A 20,856-nucleotide genomic window follows, 5' to 3' on the forward strand; every position below is an offset into this window, starting at 1 on the left:
GAGCCGGAGGCCGGGCCGGGGTCCGACACGGCCGCCTGGAGCGGCCCGGTGCCCTGGGTCCTGTCCGCCCGCAGCCGCGACGCCCTGCGCGCCCAGGCCACCCGACTCCTCGACCACGTACAGCGGTTCCCCGGTCTCACCACCGCCGACGTCGGCCTCTCGCTCACCGCGACCCGCGCCGTCTTCGAGCACCGCGCCGTCGTCCTCGGCCTGGACCGCGCCGCGCTCACCGACGGACTGCGGCTGCTCGCCTCCGGCGAGACCGGACCGCACACCGTCACCGGCACGCACCGCGGTGAGGGCAAGACCGCCTTCCTCTTCTCCGGACAGGGCGCCCAGCGCCCCGGCATGGGACGCGGCCTGTACGAGGCGTTCCCCGTGTACGCGGACGCCTTCGACGAGGTCTGCGCCCACTTCGGCGAGGACCTGCGCGCCCTCGTCCTCGGTGACGACGCCGAGCGGCTGAACCGCACCGAGTGGACGCAGCCCGCGCTGTTCGCCGTCGAGGTCGCCCTCCACCGTCTGCTCGCGTCGTGGGGCGTGCGCCCCGACCTCGTCGCCGGGCACTCCGTCGGCGAGATCGCCGCCGCCCACGTCGCCGGGGTGATGTCCCTCCCGGACGCCTGCGCCCTGGTCGCCGCCCGCGGCCGGCTCATGCAGGAGCTTCCCCCCGGCGGTGCCATGATCGCCGTGGAGGCCGCCGAGGAAGAGGTGCTGCCCCTGCTGGAGGGACAGCCGCAGGCGGGTGTCGCCGCCGTCAACGGCCCGCGCTCCGTGGTGGTCTCCGGCGCCGAGGACGTCGTCGCCGGCATCGCGGCACGGCTCGCCGCCGAGGGGCGCCGCACCACCCGCCTGCGGGTCGGCCACGCCTTCCACTCGCCGCTCATGGAGCCGATGCTCGACGCCTTCCGCGAGGTCGCCGCGGGCATCTCCTACGCGCCGCCGCGGATGGCCGTCGTCTCCAACGTCACCGGCCGGGTCGCCGCTCCGGGCGAACTCCAGGACCCGGAGTACTGGGTGCGCCACGTGCGGGAGGCCGTGCGCTTCGCCGACGGCGTCAGCCGGCTCGCCGAGCTCGGCGCGGACCGGTTCGTCGAGGTGGGACCCGACGGCACCCTCACCGCGATGGCGCAGAGCTGCCTGCCGGACGCCGCGCACACCCTCTTCGTCCCGGCGCTGCGCAAGGACCGCGACGAGCGGGAGACGCTCCTCGACGCCCTCGCCCGGGCCTTCACGCACGGGGCGGGCGTCGACTGGCCCCGCCTCTTCGACGGCACCGGCGCCCGCGTCGCGCAGCTGCCCACCTATCCCTTCCAGCGCCGCCGCTTCTGGCCCGGGCCGCCCGTCCTGCTCGGTGACGTCACCACCGCGGGACTCGGCGCGAGCAGCCATCCGCTGCTCGGCGCGGCCGTGGAACTCGCCGACGGATCCACCCAGGTGTTCACCGGCCGCCTCGCGCTCGGCTCCAGCCCCTGGCTCAAGGACCACGCGCTCACCAGCACCGCCCTGTTCCCCGCCACCGGCTTCCTGGACCTGGCCCTGCACGCCGGTGCCCGCACCGGCTGCGAACAGGTCGCCGAGCTGACCATCCTGGCCCCGCTCACCCTGCCCGACCGGGGCGGCGTGCGGGTGCAGGTCCGCGTCGAGGCACCGGATGCCACCGGCGCCCGCCCGCTGACCGTGCACGGCCGGCCCGACGACGCCGAGCCGGGCACACCGTGGACCCTGCACGTCAGCGGTCTCCTCACACCCGCCGGGGAACCGGCCGCCATGCCCTACGACTTCACCGCCTGGCCGCCCGTGGACGGCGAGGAGGTGCCGCTCGACGGCTTCTACGAGGCGTTCGCCGACCGCGGCCACCTCTACGGCCCCCTCTTCCAGGGACTGACCCGGGTGTGGACGCGCGGCGAGGAGGTGTTCGCCGAGGTCGCGCTGCCCGCCGACGCGGACCCCGCGGCCGACGCCTTCGACCTGCACCCCGCCCTGCTGGACGCCGCCCTGCACGCCGTGATGTTCGTACCGATGGAGGACGCCGGGCGCCTGCCGTTCTCCTGGAACGACGTGCGCGTGGACGCCGTGGGAGCCGCCGCGCTGCGGCTGCGCATGGTCCAGGAGGGCCCGGAGGCCATCGGCCTCGCGCTCGCCGACCCGGAAGGCCGGCCCGTCGCCTCCGTCGGCTCGCTCACCCTGCGCGAGCTGACCGGTGACCTCGCGGGTTCCACCGGCGGCGACCCCCTCCGGCAGGGCCTGCACGAACTGGACTGGCAGCCGTCGGCCACCCCGGCCGCCCCGGCCGGGACCGCGTGGACCGTCGTCGGCGCGGGCGAGGCGGAGGAACTGGCCGCCGCGCTGAACGCCGCCGGACACACCGCGCACTCCGTGCCGGACCTGGACGCCCTCGCGGCGGCCGGCGAGATCCCCGGCACCGTCGTGTACGCCGTACCGGTCGCCACCGTCCCCTCCGGCCCTGAGGCGTCCGCGGGCGCGCTCGCCGACGCGGCCCGCACCACCGCCGCCCGCGCCCTGGACGTCGTACGGCGCTGGCTGGAGGAGCCCGCCTTCCTGCACGCCCGGCTCGCCGTCGTGACCCGGTGCGCCGTCCCCGCCGCACCCCGGCCCGCCGACCCGGCACAGGCCGCCGTATGGGGCCTGGTGCGGGCCGCCCGCACCGAGAACCCCGGCCGTCTCGTCCTCGCCGACACCGACGGCACCGCCGCCTCCCTGGCGGCACTGCCCGCCGCGCTCGGCGACACCGCCTTCGAACTCGCCGTCCAGGACGGCAGGGTGAGCACACCGCGCATCGTGCCGCTCGCCGCCGACCGGGCCCTCACGCCGCCCGCCGGCACCGGGGCCTGGCGGCTCGGGATCGAGCGCAAGGGCACCCTGGAGAGCCTGCGGCTCGCCCCCTGCCCGGAGGTCACCGCCCCGCTCGCCCCGAACGAGGTGCGCCTGTCGATGCGCGCCGCCGGCGTCAACTTCCGTGACGTCCTCACCGCGCTCGGCATGTACCCCGGCGACGCCACCGCGATCGGCCTGGAGGGCGCGGGCGTCGTCACCGAGGTGGGCGACGCGGTCACCGGACTCGCGCCCGGCGACCGGGTGATGGGCATGTTCGCCGGAGCCTTCGGGCCCGTCGCGGTCGCCGACGCCCGCATGGTCGCGCCGATCCCGAAGGGCTGGAGCTTCGCCGACGCCGCCACCGTCCCCATCGCCTACCTCACCGCGTACTACGCGCTGGTCGACCTCGGCGGGCTCACGTCCGGCGAGAGCGTGCTGGTGCACGCCGCGGCCGGCGGCGTCGGCTCCGCCGCCGTCCAGCTCGCCCGCCACCTCGGAGCCGAGGTGTACGGCACCGCGTCACCCGCCAAGTGGGACGCCCTGCGCGCCGCCGGCCTGGACGACGCGCATCTCGCCTCCTCCCGCGACCTCGGCTTCGAGGAACGGCTGCGCACCGCCACCGACGGCCGCGGCTTCGACGTCGTCCTCGACTCCCTGGCCCGGGAGTTCGTGGACGCCTCGCTGCGGCTGCTGCCGCGCGGCGGCCGGTTCCTGGAGATGGGCAAGACCGACGTACGCGATCCCGCACAGGTCGCCGCCGACCACCCCGAAGTCGCCTACCGCGCCTTCGACCTGGTCGAGGCCGGTCCCGACCGGATCGGCGAGATCCTCGCCGACCTCGTGGACCTCTTCTCACGCGGCGTCCTCAAGCCGCTGCCGATGGCCGTGTGGGACGTGCGCCGGGCACCGGACGCGTTCCGCTTCCTCAGCCAGGCCCGGCACATCGGCAAGGTCGTCCTCACCCTGCCGGCCGCGCCCGACCCCGAGGGCACCGTCCTGCTCACCGGAGGGCTCGGCGGACTCGGCCGGATCACCGCGCGCCATCTCGTCGCCGAACACGGCGTCCGGCACCTGATCGTCGCCGGCCGGCGCGGCCCCGACGCACCCGGCGCCACCGAACTGCGCGACGAACTCGCCGCCCTGGGAGCCGAGGTGACCGTCGCGGCCTGCGACGTCGCCGACCGCACCGCGCTCGCCGCGCTCCTCGCGGGCATCCCCGCCGACCGGCCGCTGACCGCCGTGGTGCACACCGCCGGCGTCCTCGCCGACGGCGTCCTGTCCTCCATGACACCGCAGCGGCTCGCTCAGGCGCTGCGCCCCAAGGCCGACGCGGTGGTCGCCCTGCACGAGCTGACCCGAGACCTGGACCTGGCCCGCTTCGTGGTCTTCTCCTCCGTCGCCGGCACCTTCGGCGGCGCGGGGCAGGCCAACTACTCGGCGGCCAACGCCTTCCTGGACGCCTTCGCCCACCACCGGCGCGCCCAGGGGCTGCCCGCCGTGTCCCTCGCCTGGGGCACCTGGCTGCCCGACGCCGGGATGACCGGGGAGCTCGGCGACGCCGACCGCGAACGCCACGCCCGCACCGGCATGGTGCCGCTCGACGCCGCCCACGGCATGCGCCTGCTGGACGCGGCCGCCGACTCCGACCGGGCCGCGCTGCTGCCCATGGACCTCGACCCGGCCGCACTGCGCGAGCACCACGACGTCCTGCCGGTGCTGCTGCGCGGCCTGGTACGCACCCCCGCCCGGCGCCGTGCGGCCGGCGCCGCGACGGCGGCGCCCGCCGCCCAGGGACCGCGCCCGCTGGCCGAACGGCTCGCCCCGCTGTCCGCGGCGGACCGCGAGCAGCTGCTCCTGGAGGTGGTCGCCGAACAGGCCGCGGCCGTCCTCGGGCACGGCTCGGCCGCCGAGATCGACCCCGAACAGACCTTCAAGGAGCTCGGCTTCGACTCGCTCACCGCGGTCGAGCTGCGCAACCGGCTCGCGTCCGCCACCGGACTGCGGCTGCCCGCCACCCTGGTCTTCGACCACCCGACCGCCCGCGCCCAGGTCCGGCACCTGCTGGACCGGCTGTCCCTGCCCGAGCCGCCCGGCACCGCACAGGCGCTGCTCGGCGAGGTGGACCGCCTGGAGAGCGCACTCGACGACTCCGGCGTGGCCGGCGAGGACCGCGAGAAGGTCACCGCCCGGCTGCGCGACCTGCTCGCCCGCTGGCAGGGCGAGCCCGTCGCCCCGGCCGGCACCCCCGCCGGCGACGACGAGGAACTGGCCGGCGTCGAGACCGCGGGCGACCTCTTCGACCTGATCGACCGCGAGCTGGGCGACGCATGAGCACACCGCCGGTCCCCCCGCACGCACCCGACGACGCCCCGGCCCGCCCGGTTCAAGGAAGTGACACACGTGGCTGACGACGACAAGTACGTGGAATACCTCAAGCGGGTCACGGGCGAACTGAGGCAGACACGCCGCAGGCTCCGCGAGGTCGAGGACCGGGGCCGCGAGCCCGTCGCCATCGTCGCGATGAGCTGCCGGTTCCCCGGTGACGTCCGCACGCCCGAGGACCTGTGGCGGCTGGTCGACGAGGGCGGCGACGCCATCGGACCGCTGCCCGAGGACCGGGGCTGGGACATCGCCGACCGCTACGACCCCGACCCCGGCCGGCCCGGCACGTTCTCCACGCGCGAGGGCGGCTTCCTCGGCGACGCCGCCTCCTTCGACGCCGCGTTCTTCGGCATGAGCCCCCGCGAGGCGCTGGCCACCGACCCGCAGCAGCGGATCCTGCTGGAGGCGTCCTGGGAGCTGCTGGAGCGCGCCGGGATCCGCCCGGGGACCCTGCGCGGCAGCGCCACCGGCGTCTTCGTCGGCGCCGCCACCTCCGGCTACGGACAGGGACCGGTCGAGGTGCCCGAGGACGTGCACGGCCTGATGCTCGCCGGGAACGCGACCTCCGTCGCCTCCGGCCGCATCTCCTACGTCCTCGGCCTCGAGGGCCCCACCGTCACCGTCGACACCGCCTGCTCCTCATCGCTGGTCGCCCTGCACTGGGCGGTGCAGGCGCTGCGCGCGGGGGAGTGCGACCTCGCGATGGCGGGCGGTGTGGCGGTGATGGCCACGCCGGGCCTGCTGTTCGAGTTCAGCCGGCAGCGCGGACTGGCGCCCGACGGCCGCTGCAAGGCGTTCGCCGACTCCGCCGACGGCACCGGCTGGTCCGAGGGCGTCGGCCTGCTCCTGGTGGAGCGGCTCTCCGACGCCCGCCGCAACGGCCACCCCGTCCTGGCCGTGATCCGCGGCAGCGCCGTCAACTCCGACGGTGCCTCCAACGGCCTGACCGCGCCCAACGGGCCCGCCCAGCAGCGGGTCATCGAACAGGCCCTCGCCAACGCCGGGATCACCGCCGACGGCGTCGACGCCGTCGAGGCGCACGGCACCGGCACCACCCTCGGCGACCCCATCGAGGCCCAGGCCCTCCTCGCCACCTACGGCCAGGACCGGCCCGCCGACCGGCCGCTGCTGCTCGGCTCCCTCAAGTCCAACCTCGGCCACACCCAGGCCGCCGCCGGAGTCGCCGGCGTCATCAAGACCGTCATGGCCCTGCGCCACGGCCGGCTGCCGCGCACCCTCCACGTGGACACGCCGTCCCGGCACGTCGACTGGGAGGCCGGCCACGTCCGGCTGCTCACCGAACCCGCCGACTGGCCCGTCACCGAGGGCCGCCCGCGCCGCGCCGCCGTCTCCTCCTTCGGCATCAGCGGCACCAACGCCCACACCATCCTCGAAGCCGCCCCCGACGAGCCCGCCGACGCGGACACCGCCCCCGCCACCCCCGTACGGCTGCCGCTCGCGCCCTGGCCGCTGTCCGCGCGCGGCGCCGAGGCCCTGCGCGGGCAGGCCGCCCGTCTCCGCGCCCACGCCGACGCCCACCCCGACGACGACCCGCACGTCACCGCGCGTGCCCTCGCCACCACCCGGCAGGCCTTCGAGCACCGGGCCGTCGTCCTCGCCGAGGACACCGCCACGGCCCGCGACGCCCTCGCCGCGCTCGCCGCGGGCGAGGAGCACCCGGCCGTCGTCACCGGCCGCACCCTGCGCGGCGCCACCGCGTTCCTCTTCTCCGGACAGGGCGCCCAGCGCCCCGGCATGGGCCGCGAACTGTACGACGCGTTCCCCGCCTTCGCCCGCGCCTTCGACGAGATCCGCACCCACCTCGACCCCGAACTCGGCGTGTCCCTCGAGGACGTCGTCCTGAACGGCGCTCCGGACGACGAGGCACTGAACGGGACGGGCCTCGCCCAGCCCGCCCTGTTCGCGTTCGAGGTCGCCCTCTTCCGCCTCCTGGAGTCCTGGGGCATCACCCCCAAGTACGTCCTCGGCCACTCCCTGGGCGAACTGTCCGCCGCCCACGTCGCAGGCGTGTGGTCGCTGCCCGACGCCTGCCGCCTGGTCGCCGCCCGCGGCCGGCTCATGCAGGCCCTGCCCCCGGGCGGCGCCATGGCCGCCGTGGAGGCCGCCGAGGACGAGGTGACCGCGCTGCTGGCCGCGCACGGCGACGCCGTGTCCGTCGCCGCGGTCAACGGACCGCGCGCCACGGTGATCTCCGGCGACACGGCCGTCGTCGAGGCCGTCGCCGCCGAACTCGGCGCCCGCGGCCGGACCACGCGCAGGCTGCGCGTCTCGCACGCCTTCCACTCGGCGCGCATGGACGCCGTCCTGGACGACTTCCGCGCGGTCGCCGAGACCGTCACCGCGCACCCGCCGCGGCTGACCGTCGTCTCCAACCTCACCGGCCGCCCCGCCACCGCGGACGAACTGGCCTCCGCCGACTACTGGGTGCGCCACCTGCGCCACCGGGTCCGCTTCGCCGACGGCGTCGACTGGCTCGCCGCCCACGGCGTCACCCGCTACCTGGAACTCGGCCCCGACGCCGCCCTCACCGCGGCGGCCCGCACCTGCCTGCCCGACGACACCACCGACCGGGTGTGCGTGCCGCTGCTGCGCAGGAACCGCCCCGAGGCCGCCACCCTGCTGGCCGGTGTCGCCGCCGCCCACGCCCACGGCGTGCCCGTCGACCTCGACGCCCTCCTGGGCCGCGACCCCGCCGGCCCGCGCGTCGCCCTGCCCACCTACGCCTTCACCCGGGACCGCTACTGGCTGAGCCCCGCCCGGAACACCGCCGACGTCACCGGCGCGGGCCTGACCGGCACCGGGCACCCGCTGCTCGGCGCCGTCGTCCGCGTCGCCGACGACGACCGGGTGCTGCTCACCGGCCGTCTGTCCACACGCAGCCAGCCGTGGCTCGCGGACCACACCGTGTCCGGCGCCGTCCTGCTGCCCGGCACCGCGTTCGTCGAACTCGTGCTGCGCGCCGGTGACGAGGTGGGGTGCGCCCTCCTCGAGGACCTGACCCTGGAGGCACCGCTCGTCCTGGCGAACGACAGCGGCGTCCAGCTGCAGATCGCCCTCGGCGCACCCGACCCGTCCGGCAGCCGCCCGGTCACCGTGCACGCCCGGCCCGACGCCGACGACGACAGCCCGTGGACCCGGCACGCCACCGCCACGCTCGCCCCGGCACCCGCGGAGCCCGGGAGCGGCCTCACCACCTGGCCGCCGGCGGACGCCTCACCGGTCGACCTCGACGGCTTCTACCCGGCGCTCGCCGCCCGGGGCTACCAGTACGGACCCGTCTTCCAGGGGCTGCGCGCCGTCTGGCGCTCCGGCGGCACCTGGTACGCCGAGATCGCGCTCCCCGAGGATCAGCACCGCGACGCCGCCCACTACGGGCTGCACCCCGCACTGCTCGACGCCGCCCTGCACGCCCAGCTCGCCGGCGACGGAACGGACGGCGACGGCGAACCCGGAGGCGTGGGACTGCCGTTCGCGTTCAGCGGCGTCGGCCTGCACGCCGTCGGCGCCACCGAACTGCGAGTCCGCCTCGACCGCGGCCCCGCCGGCGCCGTACGCCTGACACTCGCCGACGGCACGGGCCAGCCCGTCGCCACGGTCGGCTCCCTGGTCAGCCGCCCCGTCTCCGGCGGAGCCCCGCACGCCGCACGCCCCGCCGACGGCGCCCTGTACGCGGTGCGCTGGACCGGCGCCGAACTCCCCGGCGCGCCGGACACCGGCGGCTGGCGACTGGCCGGGCAGGACCCGGCCGGCGGCCTGGTCCCCGCGTGGCCCGCGCTCGGCGCCGGTGACCCGCCCTGCGCCGCCGCCGTACTGCCGTACGCCTCGCGCCCCGGGGAGCGGCCCGCCGACGTGGCGGCCCGCGCCCTCGCCGACCTGCAGGCCCTGCAGACCGATCCGCGCACCCGGGACGCGCCGCTCGTCGTCGTCACCCGCGGCGCCGTCGCCGCCGACGGCGAGGACGTCACGGACCTGCCCGCCGCCGCCGTGTGGGGCCTGGTGCGCGCCGCGCAGACCGAGAACCCCGGCCGTCTCGTCCTCGCCGACGTGGACGACACCGACGCCTCGCGCGCCGCGCTCGCCGCCGCCGTCGGCACCGGTGCGCCCCAACTCGTGCTGCGCGAGGGACGGTTGCTGACACCGGAGCTGGCCCGCGCATCCGCCGCCCACCGCGCGCCCGCCTGGGACGCCGACGGCACCGTACTGATCACCGGCGGCACCGGCGCCCTCGGCGCGCTGGTCGCCCGCCACCTGGTCACCGAGCACGGCGTGCGCTCGCTGCTGCTGCTCTCCCGCCGCGGCCCCGACGCCCCCGGCGCCGGCGGACTGGCGGCCGAACTCACCGCCCACGGCGCCGCCGTACGCGTCGAGGCGTGCGACGCCGCCGACCCCGACGCCCTCGCCACCGTCCTGGCCACGGTGCCCGGCGACCGGCCGCTGCGCGCCGTCGTGCACACCGCGGGCGTCCTCGACGACGGCGTGCTCGGCTCCCTCACCCCCGAGCGGCTCGCCGCCGTGCTGCGCGCCAAGGCGGACGCCGCGCTCGCCCTGCACACCGCGACCCGCGACGCCGGCCTCACCGCGTTCGTGCTGTTCTCCTCCGCCTCCGGCCTGCTCGGCGGTGCCGGACAGGCCAACTACGCCGCCGCCAACACCGTCCTGGACGCCCTCGCCCACCACCGTCGTGCCACGGGACTGCCCGCCACCTCCCTCGCCTGGACCCTGTGGGACCACGACGCCGGCATGACCGGCGGACTCGGTGAGGACGACCGGCGCCGCATCGCGGCCTCGGGCCTGCCCGCCCTCGACCCGGCCCGTGCGCTGCACCTGCTCGACGAGGCCCTCGGCACGGACGAGCCGCTGCTCGCGCCGCTGCGCACCGACCCCGCCGCCCTGCGGTCCGCGGCCGCCGCCGGACGCCTGCCCGCCCTGCTGCACGGCCTCGTCCCCGCGCCCGCCCGCCGTGCCGCCCGCGCCGCCGGCACCGGCGCCTCCGCCCTCGGCCGCCGCCTGGCCGGCCTCTCCGCGCCCGACCGGGAACGGCTGCTGCTGGAGGTGGTGCGCCGGCACGCCGCCGTCGCCCTCGGCCACGGCTCGGCCGGCGCCGTCGACGGCGAACAGTCCTTCAAGGACCTCGGATTCGACTCCCTCACCTCCGTCGACCTGCGCAACCGCCTCAACGCCGAGACCGGGCTGCGGCTGCCCGCCACCCTCGTCTTCGACCACCCCCGGCCCAGCGCCCTCGCCCGGCATCTCGCGCGCGAACTCACCGGAACGACCGAACAGTCCGCGGCAACCACGGCCCACTCCGGCGAGGACGACCCGGTCGTGGTGGTCGCCATGGCCTGCCAGTACCCCGGAGGCGTCACCTCCCCGGAGGACCTGTGGCGGTTCGTCTCCGAGGGCGGCGACGCCATCGGGGCCTTCCCCACCGACCGCGGCTGGGACCTGGACCGGCTGCCCGGCCTGGAGGCCGGATTCCTGTACGGGGCCACCCACTTCGACGCCTCCCTGTTCGGCATCGCGCCCCGCGAGGCCCTCGCGATGGACCCCCAGCAGCGGCTCCTGCTGGAGACCTCCTGGGAGACCTTCGAACGCGCCGGGATCGACCCGCTCTCCCTGCGCGGCAGCAGCACCGGCGTCTACGTCGGCGCCATGGGCTCCGGCTACGCGTCCGGACTGGCCGACATCCCCGAGGGCATGGAGGGCTACATCGGGCTCGGCGTGTCCGGCAGCGTCATCTCCGGCCGCGTCGCGTACACCTTCGGCCTGGAGGGGCCGACCATGACCGTCGACACGGCCTGCTCCTCCGCGCTGGTCGCCCTGCACCTCGCCGCCCACGCGCTGCGGCAGGGCGAGTGCTCGATGGCCCTGGCCGGCGGCGTCACCGTGATGGCCACCCCCGGCACCTACACCGAGTTCACCGCGCAGAACGGCCTGGCCGCCGACGGCCGGTGCAAGGCGTTCGCCGCGTCCGCCGACGGCACCAGCTTCTCCGAGGGCGTCGGCATGCTCCTGCTGGAGCGGCTCTCCGACGCCCGCCGGCGCGGCCACCCCGTACTCGCCGTCGTCCGCGGTTCCGCCACCAACCAGGACGGCGCCTCCAACGGCCTGACCGCGCCCAACGGCCCCTCCCAGGAACGCGTCATCCGGCAGGCCCTCGCCTCCGCCGGACTGTCGGCGGCCGACGTCGACGCCGTCGAGGCGCACGGCACCGGCACCACCCTCGGCGACCCCATCGAGGCGCAGGCCCTGTTCGCCACCTACGGCCGCGAACGGCCCGAGGGACAGCCCCTGCTGCTGGGATCCGCCAAGTCCAACTTCGGGCACACCCAGGCCGCCGCCGGAGCGGCCGGCGTCATCAAGATGATCATGGCGATGCGCCACGGCGAACTGCCGCGCACCCTGCACGTCGACGAACCCTCCCCGCACATCGACTGGTCCAGCGGCACCATCGAGCTGCTCACCGAGGCCCGCCCCTGGCCCGCCCGGGACGGCCGCCCGCGCCGGGCCGGCGTCTCCTCCTTCGGCATCAGCGGCAGCAACGCCCACGTCGTCCTGGAGGAACCGCCCGGCGCCGGGCCCGCCCCGCAACGGCCGGCGCCCGCCGCCGTGCCGCGCGTGCACCCCCTCCACGGACACACCCCCGAGGCACTGCGCGCCCAGGCCGCCCGGCTGCGCACCCACCTCCTCCAGCACGACGAGGACGCCCGCGACCTCGCACACAGCCTCGCCACCACCCGGCACCCGCAGGCGCACCGGGCCGCCGTCGTCGCCGCCGACCGGGACGAACTCCTCGCCGGACTCGCCGCCGTGGCCGCCGGCGACACGGCCCCGCACGTCGCCACCGGCACCGCCGACGGCGGCACGCTCGCCGTCCTGTTCAGCGGCCAGGGCGCCCAGCACCCCGGCATGGGCCGCGACCTGTACGCCGCGCAGCCCGTCTTCGCCGAGACCTTCGACGCCGTCTGCGCCGAACTCGACCGGCACCTCGACGGACCACCGCTGCGCGAGGTGGTCTTCGCCGCCGAGGACGGCCCGGAGGCCGCGCTGCTGGACCGCACCGCCCACACCCAGGCCGCCCTGTTCGCTTTCGGCACCGCCGCCCACGCGCTCGCCACGTCGTGGGGGATCCGCGCCGACGTGCTCGGCGGCCACTCCATCGGCGAGCTGACCGCCGCGCACGCCGCCGGGGTCTTCGACCTCGCCGACGCCTGCGCCCTCGTCGCCGCCCGCGGCCGGCTCATGCAGAACCTGCCAGAGGGCGGCGCCATGACCGCCCTGCAGGCCACCGAGGAGGAGGTCCTGCCCCTCCTCGACGGCCGAGCCGGGCGCGTCGCGATCGCCGCCGTCAACGGACCCGCGTCCGTCGTCGTCTCCGGCGAGGCGAACGCCGTCGACGCCGTCGCCGCCGAGTTCGCAGGGCGCGGCCGCAAGACCCGGCGCCTGCGCGTCAGCCACGCCTTCCACTCGCCGCTGATGGACCCCATGCTCGACGACTTCCGCGCCGTCGCCTCCCGCGTCCGCTTCGACGCCCCGACGGTCCCGGTCCTCTCCAACCTCACCGGCGCCCTCGCCACCGGCGACGACCTCGTCACCGCCGACTACTGGGTGCGCCACGTGCGCCGGGCCGTCCGCTTCGCCGACGGAATCCGCGCACTGGAGGACGCCGGCGTCACCCACTGCCTCGAACTCGGCCCCGACGCCACCCTCACCACCCTCGTCCAGGAGGGCGCCGCCGACCCCGCGGCGGTCACCGCCGTGCCCCTGCTGCGCCGCGGCCCCGCCGGGGAACGGTCCGCCCTGCTCGCCGCCGCGGCCCTGCACGTCCACGGCCGCGCCGACGTCCCCGCCGCACCCGCCGACACCGGGGCGCGGACCGTGCCCCTGCCGACGTACGCCTTCCAGCGGGAACGCTTCTGGCTGGAATCGTCCGCGGCCCCCGCCGGGCCGGGCGAGGACTCCGCGTTCTGGAGCCTGGTCGAGTCCGCCGACCCCGCCGCGCTCGCCGAGCGGCTCGCCGTCGACCCCGACGCCCCGCTCAGCGCCGTACTGCCCGCCCTCGCCGCCTGGCGCGGCGAGGACCGCAGGCAGGAGGAGATCCGGGCCTGGGAACACCGCGTGGTGTGGCGACCGGCCGCCGAGGGCGGACCGGCCGCGCTCACCGGCACCTGGCTCCTCGCCGTCCCCAGCCGGCTCGTCGGCGGCCCCTGGGCGTGCTCCGTCGCCGACACGCTCGCCGCGCACGGCGCGCACGTCCGCGTCCTGCCCGTCGACTGCGCCGCCGCGGACCGCGCCGACCTCGCCACCTCCCTCACCGAGCTGCGCCGGGACGGCGACCCGGCCTGGACGGGAGTGCTGTCCCTGCTCGCCGTGGACACCGACCCGCTGCCCGCGCACACGGCCGTCCCCGCCGGACTGGCCGCGACCACCGCCCTGCTCCAGGCGCTCGCCGACCCAGCCGCGGGCCCGGACCCCGTCCGTCTGTGGGCGCTCACCGCGGGCGCGGTCGGCGCCCTCGGCACCGAGGCACCCGCCGTGCCCGAACAGGCCGCCGTCTGGGGCCTCGGCCGCACCGCGGCCCTCGAACACCCCCAGCTGTGGGGCGGACTGGTGGACCTGCCCGCCGGTACCGCCACCCCCCTCGCCCCCGGCGTGGCCCGGCGCCTGGCCGCCGCCCTCACCGGCACCGCGGGCGAGGACCAGATCGCCGTCCGGCCCGCGGGCACCTTCCTGCGCCGCCTCGAACACGCCCCTCCCGGAGCGCCGGCGACGACCGGCCCGGACTGGTCCGGCACCGTCCTGCTCACCGGCGCCACCGGCGCGCTCGGCCTGCGCACCGCCGCCTGGCTCGCCGGGCGCGGTGCCACCCGCATCGTGGCCGTCAGCCGTTCGGGCGCCGCCTCCGAGGGCGCCGCCCGCCTCAAGGACGCCCTCGCCGACACCGGCGCCGAACTGGTTCTGGCCGCCTGCGACACCGCCGACCGGGACGCGCTCGCCACGCTGCTCGCCGAACACCCCGTCGACGCCGTCGTGCACACCGCGGGCGTCCTCGACGACCGGCTCCTGGACGGCATGGACGCCGCGGCACTGGACCGCGTCCTGCGGCCCAAGCTGGCCGCCGCGCGCAACCTCGACGAGCTGACCCGCGACCGCGACCTCACCGCGTTCGTCCTGTACTCGTCCGTCTCCGGCACCCTCGGCACGATCGGCCAGGCCAACTACGCGGCCGCCAACGCCTGCCTGGACGCCCTGGCCGAGTCGCGCAGGGCCGCCGGACTGCCCGCCACCTCACTGGCCTGGGGTCCCTGGGCCGGCGGCGGCATGGCCACCGCCGACGCCGGCACCGAGGCCCGGATGCGGCGCGGCGGCATCAGCCCCCTCGACCCCGGGAAGGCCGCCGACGCCCTCGGCCGGGCCACCGCGCGAACCGACGCGGTACTCGTCCTCGCCGACGTCGACTGGGCCCGCTTCGCGCCCGGCTTCACCACCTCCCGGCCCAGCCCCCTCCTCGCCGGCCTCCCCGAGGTGCGCGACCTGCCCGACCACCACCCCGAGGCCGCCGCGGGCGCCCCGGAAGCCCTGCGCGACCGGCTCGCCGGACAGTCCGCAGCCGAACGCGAACGCACCCTGACCGCCCTCGTACGCGCCGAGGCCGCCGCCGTCCTCGGCCACACCGGCACCGACCGGGTCGGCGCCACGACCGCGTTCAACGCGCTCGGGTTCGACTCCCTCATGGCCGTCGAACTGCGCAACCGCATCGGCGCCGCCACCGGACTCGCCCTGCCGGCCACGCTGCTGTTCGACCAGCCGAGCGCCACCGCCCTCGCCGGATACCTGCGCGGCCGGCTCACCGAGGACACCGACGGCGCCGCCGCCGTCCTCGCGGGGCTCGACTCCCTGGAGGCGGCCCTCGACGGGCTGCCCGAGGACGACGCCCGCCGCGACCGCATCGGCGCCCGGCTCCAGGCACTCCTCGGACGGTTCGGCACCACCACGGCCGTCGCCCCCGCGCCGGCCGCCGGCGGCGACGACGTGAGCGACCGCATCCGGTCCGCCGGCGCGGACGAGATCTTCGACTTCATCGAGAACGACCTCGGCATCTCCTGACGGCACGGCCACGGGACCTGAGAACGGGTGAGAACACATGAGCGATGAGGACAAGCTCCTCGGCTACCTGAAGAAGGTCACGGCCGACCTCCACCAGACGCGGCAGCGCCTGGCCGCGGCCGAGGCCCAGCACAACGAACCCATCGCGATCGTCGCGATGGGCTGCCGGTTCCCCGGCGGCGTCGGCGACCCCGACGACCTGTGGCGGCTGCTCGACGCGGGCACCGACGCCATGTCCGAATGGCCGCGCGACCGCGGCTGGGACACCGACGCCCTGTACGACCCGACGCCCGGCACCCCCGGCCGCAGCTACACCCGCACCGGCGGATTCATCGACCGCGTCGGCGACTTCGACGCCGGCTTCTTCGGCATCTCACCGCGCGAAGCCGTCGGCACCGACCCGCAGCAGCGGATCCTGCTGGAGATCTGCTGGGAGGCCCTGGAACGCGCCGGCATCGACCCGCTGTCCCTGCGCGGCAGCCGCACCGGCGTGTTCACCGGCACCAACCTCCAGGACTACACGACGCTGCTCAGCCACTCCGACAACGCGGGCGACGACGGCGTCGGCAACGCGCCCAGCGTCCTGTCCGGCCGCATCTCCTACACCCTCGGCCTGGAGGGCCCGGCCGTCTCCGTCGACACCGCCTGCTCGTCCTCACTGGTCACCCTGCACCTGGCGGCGCAGGCCCTGCGCGCCGGGGAGTGCGACCTCGCACTCGCCGGCGGCGTCACCGTCATGTCGACGCCCACGATCTTCCTCGAGTTCAGCCGCCAGCGCGGGCTGTCGCCCGACGGCCGCTGCCGCGCCTTCGCCGACGCGGCCGACGGCACCGCCTGGGGCGAGGGCGCCGGCGTCCTCGCCGTCGAGCGGCTCTCCGACGCCCGCCGCAACGGCCACCCCGTCCTCGCCGTGCTGCGCGGCTCCGCGGTCAACCAGGACGGCGCCTCCAACGGCCTGACCGCGCCCAACGGCCCCTCCCAGGAACGAGTCATCTGGCAGGCCCTGAAGTCCGCGCGGCTCGTCCCCGCCGACGTCGACGCCGTCGAGGCGCACGGCACCGGCACCACCCTCGGCGACCCCATCGAGGCCCAGGCCCTCCTCGCCACCTACGGCCAGGACCGGCCCGCCGACCGGCCGCTCCTGCTCGGCTCCGTGAAGTCGAACATCGGCCACACCCAGGCCGCCGCCGGAGTCGCCGGCGTCATCAAGACCGTGCTCGCCCTGCGCGAGGGACGGCTGCCCGCAACCCTCCACGTCGACCGGCCCAGCCGCCACGTCGACTGGTCCGCCGGGCGCGTCGAACTGCTCACCGAGTCCCGCCCCTGGCCCGACACCGGGGACCGTCCGCGCCGTGCGGGCGTCTCCTCCTTCGGTGTCAGCGGCACCAACGCGCACGTCATCCTCGAACAGGCCCCGCCCGCCGGACAGGACGACACCGCCCCACCCGCCGGCGACACCCCCCGCCCCCGCGCCTTCACCGTCTCCGGCCGCACCGCCGCCGCCCTGCGCGCACAGGCCGGACGCCTCGCCGCCCACCTGCGCACCGCCCCGGACGGCGCGCCGCGCCCCGCCGACCTCGCCTGGTCCCTCGCGGCCACCCGCCCGGCGCTCGAACACCGCGCCGCCGTCGTCGCCCCGGACCTCGACGTGCTGCTGCGCGGACTGACCGCGCTGGCCGACGGCACCCCCGACCCGGCGGTGGTGCACGGCGTCGCCGACACCGAGGGCGACCCGGTGCTCCTCTTCCCCGGCCAGGGCCCGCAGTGGGAGGGCATGGCCGTCGAACTCCACGCCGCCGACGCCCGGTTCCGCGCCTTCTTCGACGAAGCCGCGGCCGCCGTCGAGGCGTTCACCGACTACCGCGTCCTCGACGTCCTGCGCGGCGCCCCCGGCGCCCCGCCGCTGGAACGCCTCGACGTCGTCCAGCCCACCCTGTTCGTCGTGTGCGTCGCCCTCGCCCGCCTGTGGATGGCGTGCGGAGTCCGCCCCGCCGCCGTCGCCGGACAGAGCCAGGGCGAGATCGCCGCCGCGCACATCGCGGGCGTCCTCACCCTGGAGGACGCGGCCCGCGTCGTCGTCACCCGCTCCCGCGAACTGACCGCCATCACCGGCCGCGGCGGCATGGTCGCCGTGCCCCTGCCGCTCACCGAGGTGGAACGGCTCCTCGCCCCCTACGAGGGCCGCATCTCCGTCGGCTCCGTCACCGGGCCGCGCTCCGTCACCGTCTCCGGAGACGCCGAACCGCTCGCCGAACTCCTCGCCCGCCTCACCGACGACGGCGTCCGCGCCCGCCGCGTCCCCGTGGACTACGCCTCCCACTGCGCCCAGGTGGAGGAGGTCCAGGGCGCCCTGCTCGCCGGGTTCGCGCCGGTCCGCCCGCGCCCCGCCGAGATCCCCTTCCACTCCACCGTCACCGGCGCCCGCGTCGAGGACACCACCACCCTCGACGCCGCCTACTGGTACGAGAACATCCGCCGCACCGTCCGCTTCGAGACCACCGTGCGCGGCCTCGCCGACGCCGGACACCGCGTCTTCGTCGAGGCGGGCCCGCACCCCGTCGTCACCACGGCCGTCGACGACATCCTCGACGACCTCGGCATCACCGACGGCGCGGTCCTCGGCACCCTGCGCCGCTCGGAGGGCGGACCCGGGCGGTTCCTCGCCTCCGTGGCCGCGCTCGCCGTACGCGGCGGGCCGGTCGACTGGAGCGCCGTCCACGACGAGCCCGCCCACCGCGTCGACCTGCCCGTCTACGCCTTCCAGCGCCGCCGCTACTGGCCCGGGTTCACCGCCGGTGAGCGCACCGGGACCGACGCCGGCACCGCCGACGCTCCCTTCTGGCAGGCCGTCGACTCCGGTGACCTCACCACCCTCGCCACGGCCCTCGCCCTCGACGAGGACACCGTCGCCACCCTGGCCCCGGCCCTGGCCGGCTACCGGCGCCGCAGCACCGACCGCGCCAGAGCCGACCGCTGGCGCTACCGCATCACCTGGTCACCGCTCCGGGCCGGCAACGGCGCCTCCCTCACCGGCCGGTGGGCCCTCGTCGTGCCCCGCGGCCACCAGGACGGTCCCGAGGCCGCCGCCGTGAGGGACGCGCTGACCCGGGCCGGTGCCGAGTGCGTCCCCGTCGTGGTCGACGGCGCCTCCGACCGCGCCACCGTCGCCGCCGCCCTGGCCGAAGCGGCCACCGGAGCCCGCGGGCTGCTCTCCCTGCTCGCCCTGGACGGCGCACCGCACCCCGAACACCCGCGGCTGCCCTCCGGGTTCGCCGCCACCGTCGCCCTCGTCCAGGCGCTGGACGACCTCAACACCCGCCTCCCGGTGTGGTTCCTGACCCGCGGCGCCGTCGCCACCGGCCCCGGCACCGCCCCCGCCGACCCCGCCCAGGCCCTCGTCTGGGGCTTCGGACGCGTCGTCGCCCTGGAACAGGCCGACTGCTGGGGCGGCCTGATCGACCTGCCCGAACGGTGCGACCGGCGCGCCGCCGACCGCGTCGTCGAGGTCCTCGCGGGAACCGACCACGAGGACCAGGTCGCCGTCCGCGCCACCGGCGTACTCGGCCGCCGCCTGGAGCGCGCCGCCGTCGGCGGACTGCCGGGCCGCCGCCGGTGGAACCCGCGGGGCACCGTCCTGGTCACCGGCGGCACCGGCGCCCTGGGCCGGCACGTCGCCCGCTGGCTCGCCCGCACCGGCGCCGCACACCTCCTGCTGGTCAGCCGTTCGGGCCCAGACGCCGAAGGCGCCGGCGAACTGCTCGCCGAGCTGACGGCCACCGGCGCCCGGGCCGAACTCGTCGCCTGCGACATCGCGGACCCGGCGGACCTCGCCGCCCTGCTGGCCGGCATCCCCGAGGACCGGCCCCTGACCGCCGTCTTCCACACCGCCGCCGTCCTCGACGACGGCGTCATCGGCTCCCTCACCCCCGACCGTCTCGCCGAGGTCCTGCGGGTGAAGGTGGGCGGTGCCCTCAACCTCGACGCCGCCACCGCGGACCTCGACCTGTCCGCGTTCGTCCTCTTCTCCTCCTCCTCGGGCGTCTTCGGCAGCTCCGGACACGGCAACTACGCCCCCGGCAACGCCTACCTCGACGCGCTCGCCGAGCACCGCCGCTCCCGCGGCCTGCCCGCCACGGCCATCGCCTGGAGCGGCTGGGCCGACGGCGGCATGGCCTCCGGCACCGTCGGTGAACGGCTCCAGCGCCACGGCGTCCGCCTCATGGACCCCGCCGTCGCCGTCACCGCCCTCCAGGACGCCCTGGACCAGGACGACACCACGCTCGTCGTCACCGACATCGACTGGGAGGTCTTCGGCGCCGAACTCGACAAGGGACGCCCGCGCCGCCTCTACACCGGGCTCCCCGACCTCGAGCGGCTGCGCGCCCGGCGGCCCGCCCCCGCCCCCACGAACGGCTCCGGTGACGGGGACGGGGACGGCGATGTCCTCGCCGCCGTCGCCGCCCTCGGGGAGGCGGACCGGCGCCACGCCCTGCTGGAACTGGTCCGCGCGCACATCGCGTACGTCCTGAACCATCCCAGCCCCGACGACGTCGAACCCGCCCGCGCCTTCCGCGAACTCGGCTTCGACTCCCTCACCTCCGTCGAACTGCGCAACACCCTCGGTGAGGCGACCGGCATGCGGCTGCCCGCCACGCTGGTCTACGACTACCCGACGCCCGCCGCGCTCGCCGAACACCTCAGCGAGCGGCTGGACCCGGCGGTCCCGGCCCCGTCCGGCGGCTCCGACGCCGCGGCCCGGCGCGACACGGCCGAGGACCCCGTCGTGATCGTCGGCATGGCGTGCCGCTTCCCCGGTGACGCCGACACCCCCGAGCGGTTCTGGCGGCTCCTCGCCGACGGCACCGACGCGATGGGTCCCTTCCCCGAGGACCGCGACTGGGACGTGGCCGCCCTCTACGACCCCGAGCCCGGCCGGGCGGGCCGCACCTCCACCCGCACCGGCGGATTCCTCACCGGTTTCGCCGACTTCGACCCCGGAGTCTTCAACATCTCGCCGCGTGAGGCGGTGGCGATGGATCCGCAGCAGCGGCTGCTGCTGGAGATGGCGTGGGAGACGTTCGAGCGGGCGGGCATCGACCCGCGCACCCTGCGCGGCAGCCGCACGGGCGTGTTCGCCGGCACCAACTACCAGGACTACACGTCCCGTCCGCTCGCACCGGGCGACGACGTCGGCGCCCACCTCGGCACCGGCAACTCCGCCAGTGTCCTGTCCGGACGCATGTCCTACACCTTCGGCCTCGAAGGCCCCGCGGTCACCGTCGACACCGCCTGCTCGTCGTCCCTGGTGGCCCTGCACCTGGCGGCGCGGTCGCTGCGGGCGGGGGAGTGCGACCTGGCGCTGGCCGGCGGGGTGACGGTGATGTCGACCCCCGGTCTGTTCGTGGATTTCAGTCGTCAGCAGGGGCTGGCGGCGGACGGCCGGTGCAAGGCGTTCGCGGACGCGGCGGACGGTACGGGGTTCTCGGAGGGTGGTGGTCTGCTGCTGGT

General features: G+C 76.7%; 3 protein-coding genes. All 3 read left to right on the forward strand.

Going from position 1 to position 20,856, the window contains the following annotated elements; genetic code table 11:
- Positions 1 to 48: 48 nt before the first annotated feature.
- Positions 49 to 5,169, forward strand: a complete 5,121-nt coding sequence (locus tag F1615_RS34895; RefSeq protein WP_244328961.1) for an SDR family NAD(P)-dependent oxidoreductase — start codon at positions 49 to 51, stop codon at positions 5,167 to 5,169.
- Between the two features lie 69 nt (positions 5,170 to 5,238).
- The gene (locus F1615_RS34900) at positions 5,239 to 15,348 is read left to right on the forward strand and encodes a type I polyketide synthase (RefSeq protein WP_149553061.1); all 10,110 of its coding nucleotides are present in this window, start codon (positions 5,239 to 5,241) and stop codon (positions 15,346 to 15,348) included.
- A gap of 37 nt (positions 15,349 to 15,385) precedes the next feature.
- Positions 15,386 to 20,856: type I polyketide synthase (locus tag F1615_RS36925; RefSeq protein ID WP_149553062.1), on the forward strand; the 5,471-nt coding region annotated here is incomplete at its 3' end.

It is taken from the genome of Streptomyces marokkonensis, assembly GCF_008312835.1.
Classification (GTDB): Bacteria; Actinomycetota; Actinomycetes; order Streptomycetales; family Streptomycetaceae; genus Streptomyces; species Streptomyces marokkonensis_A.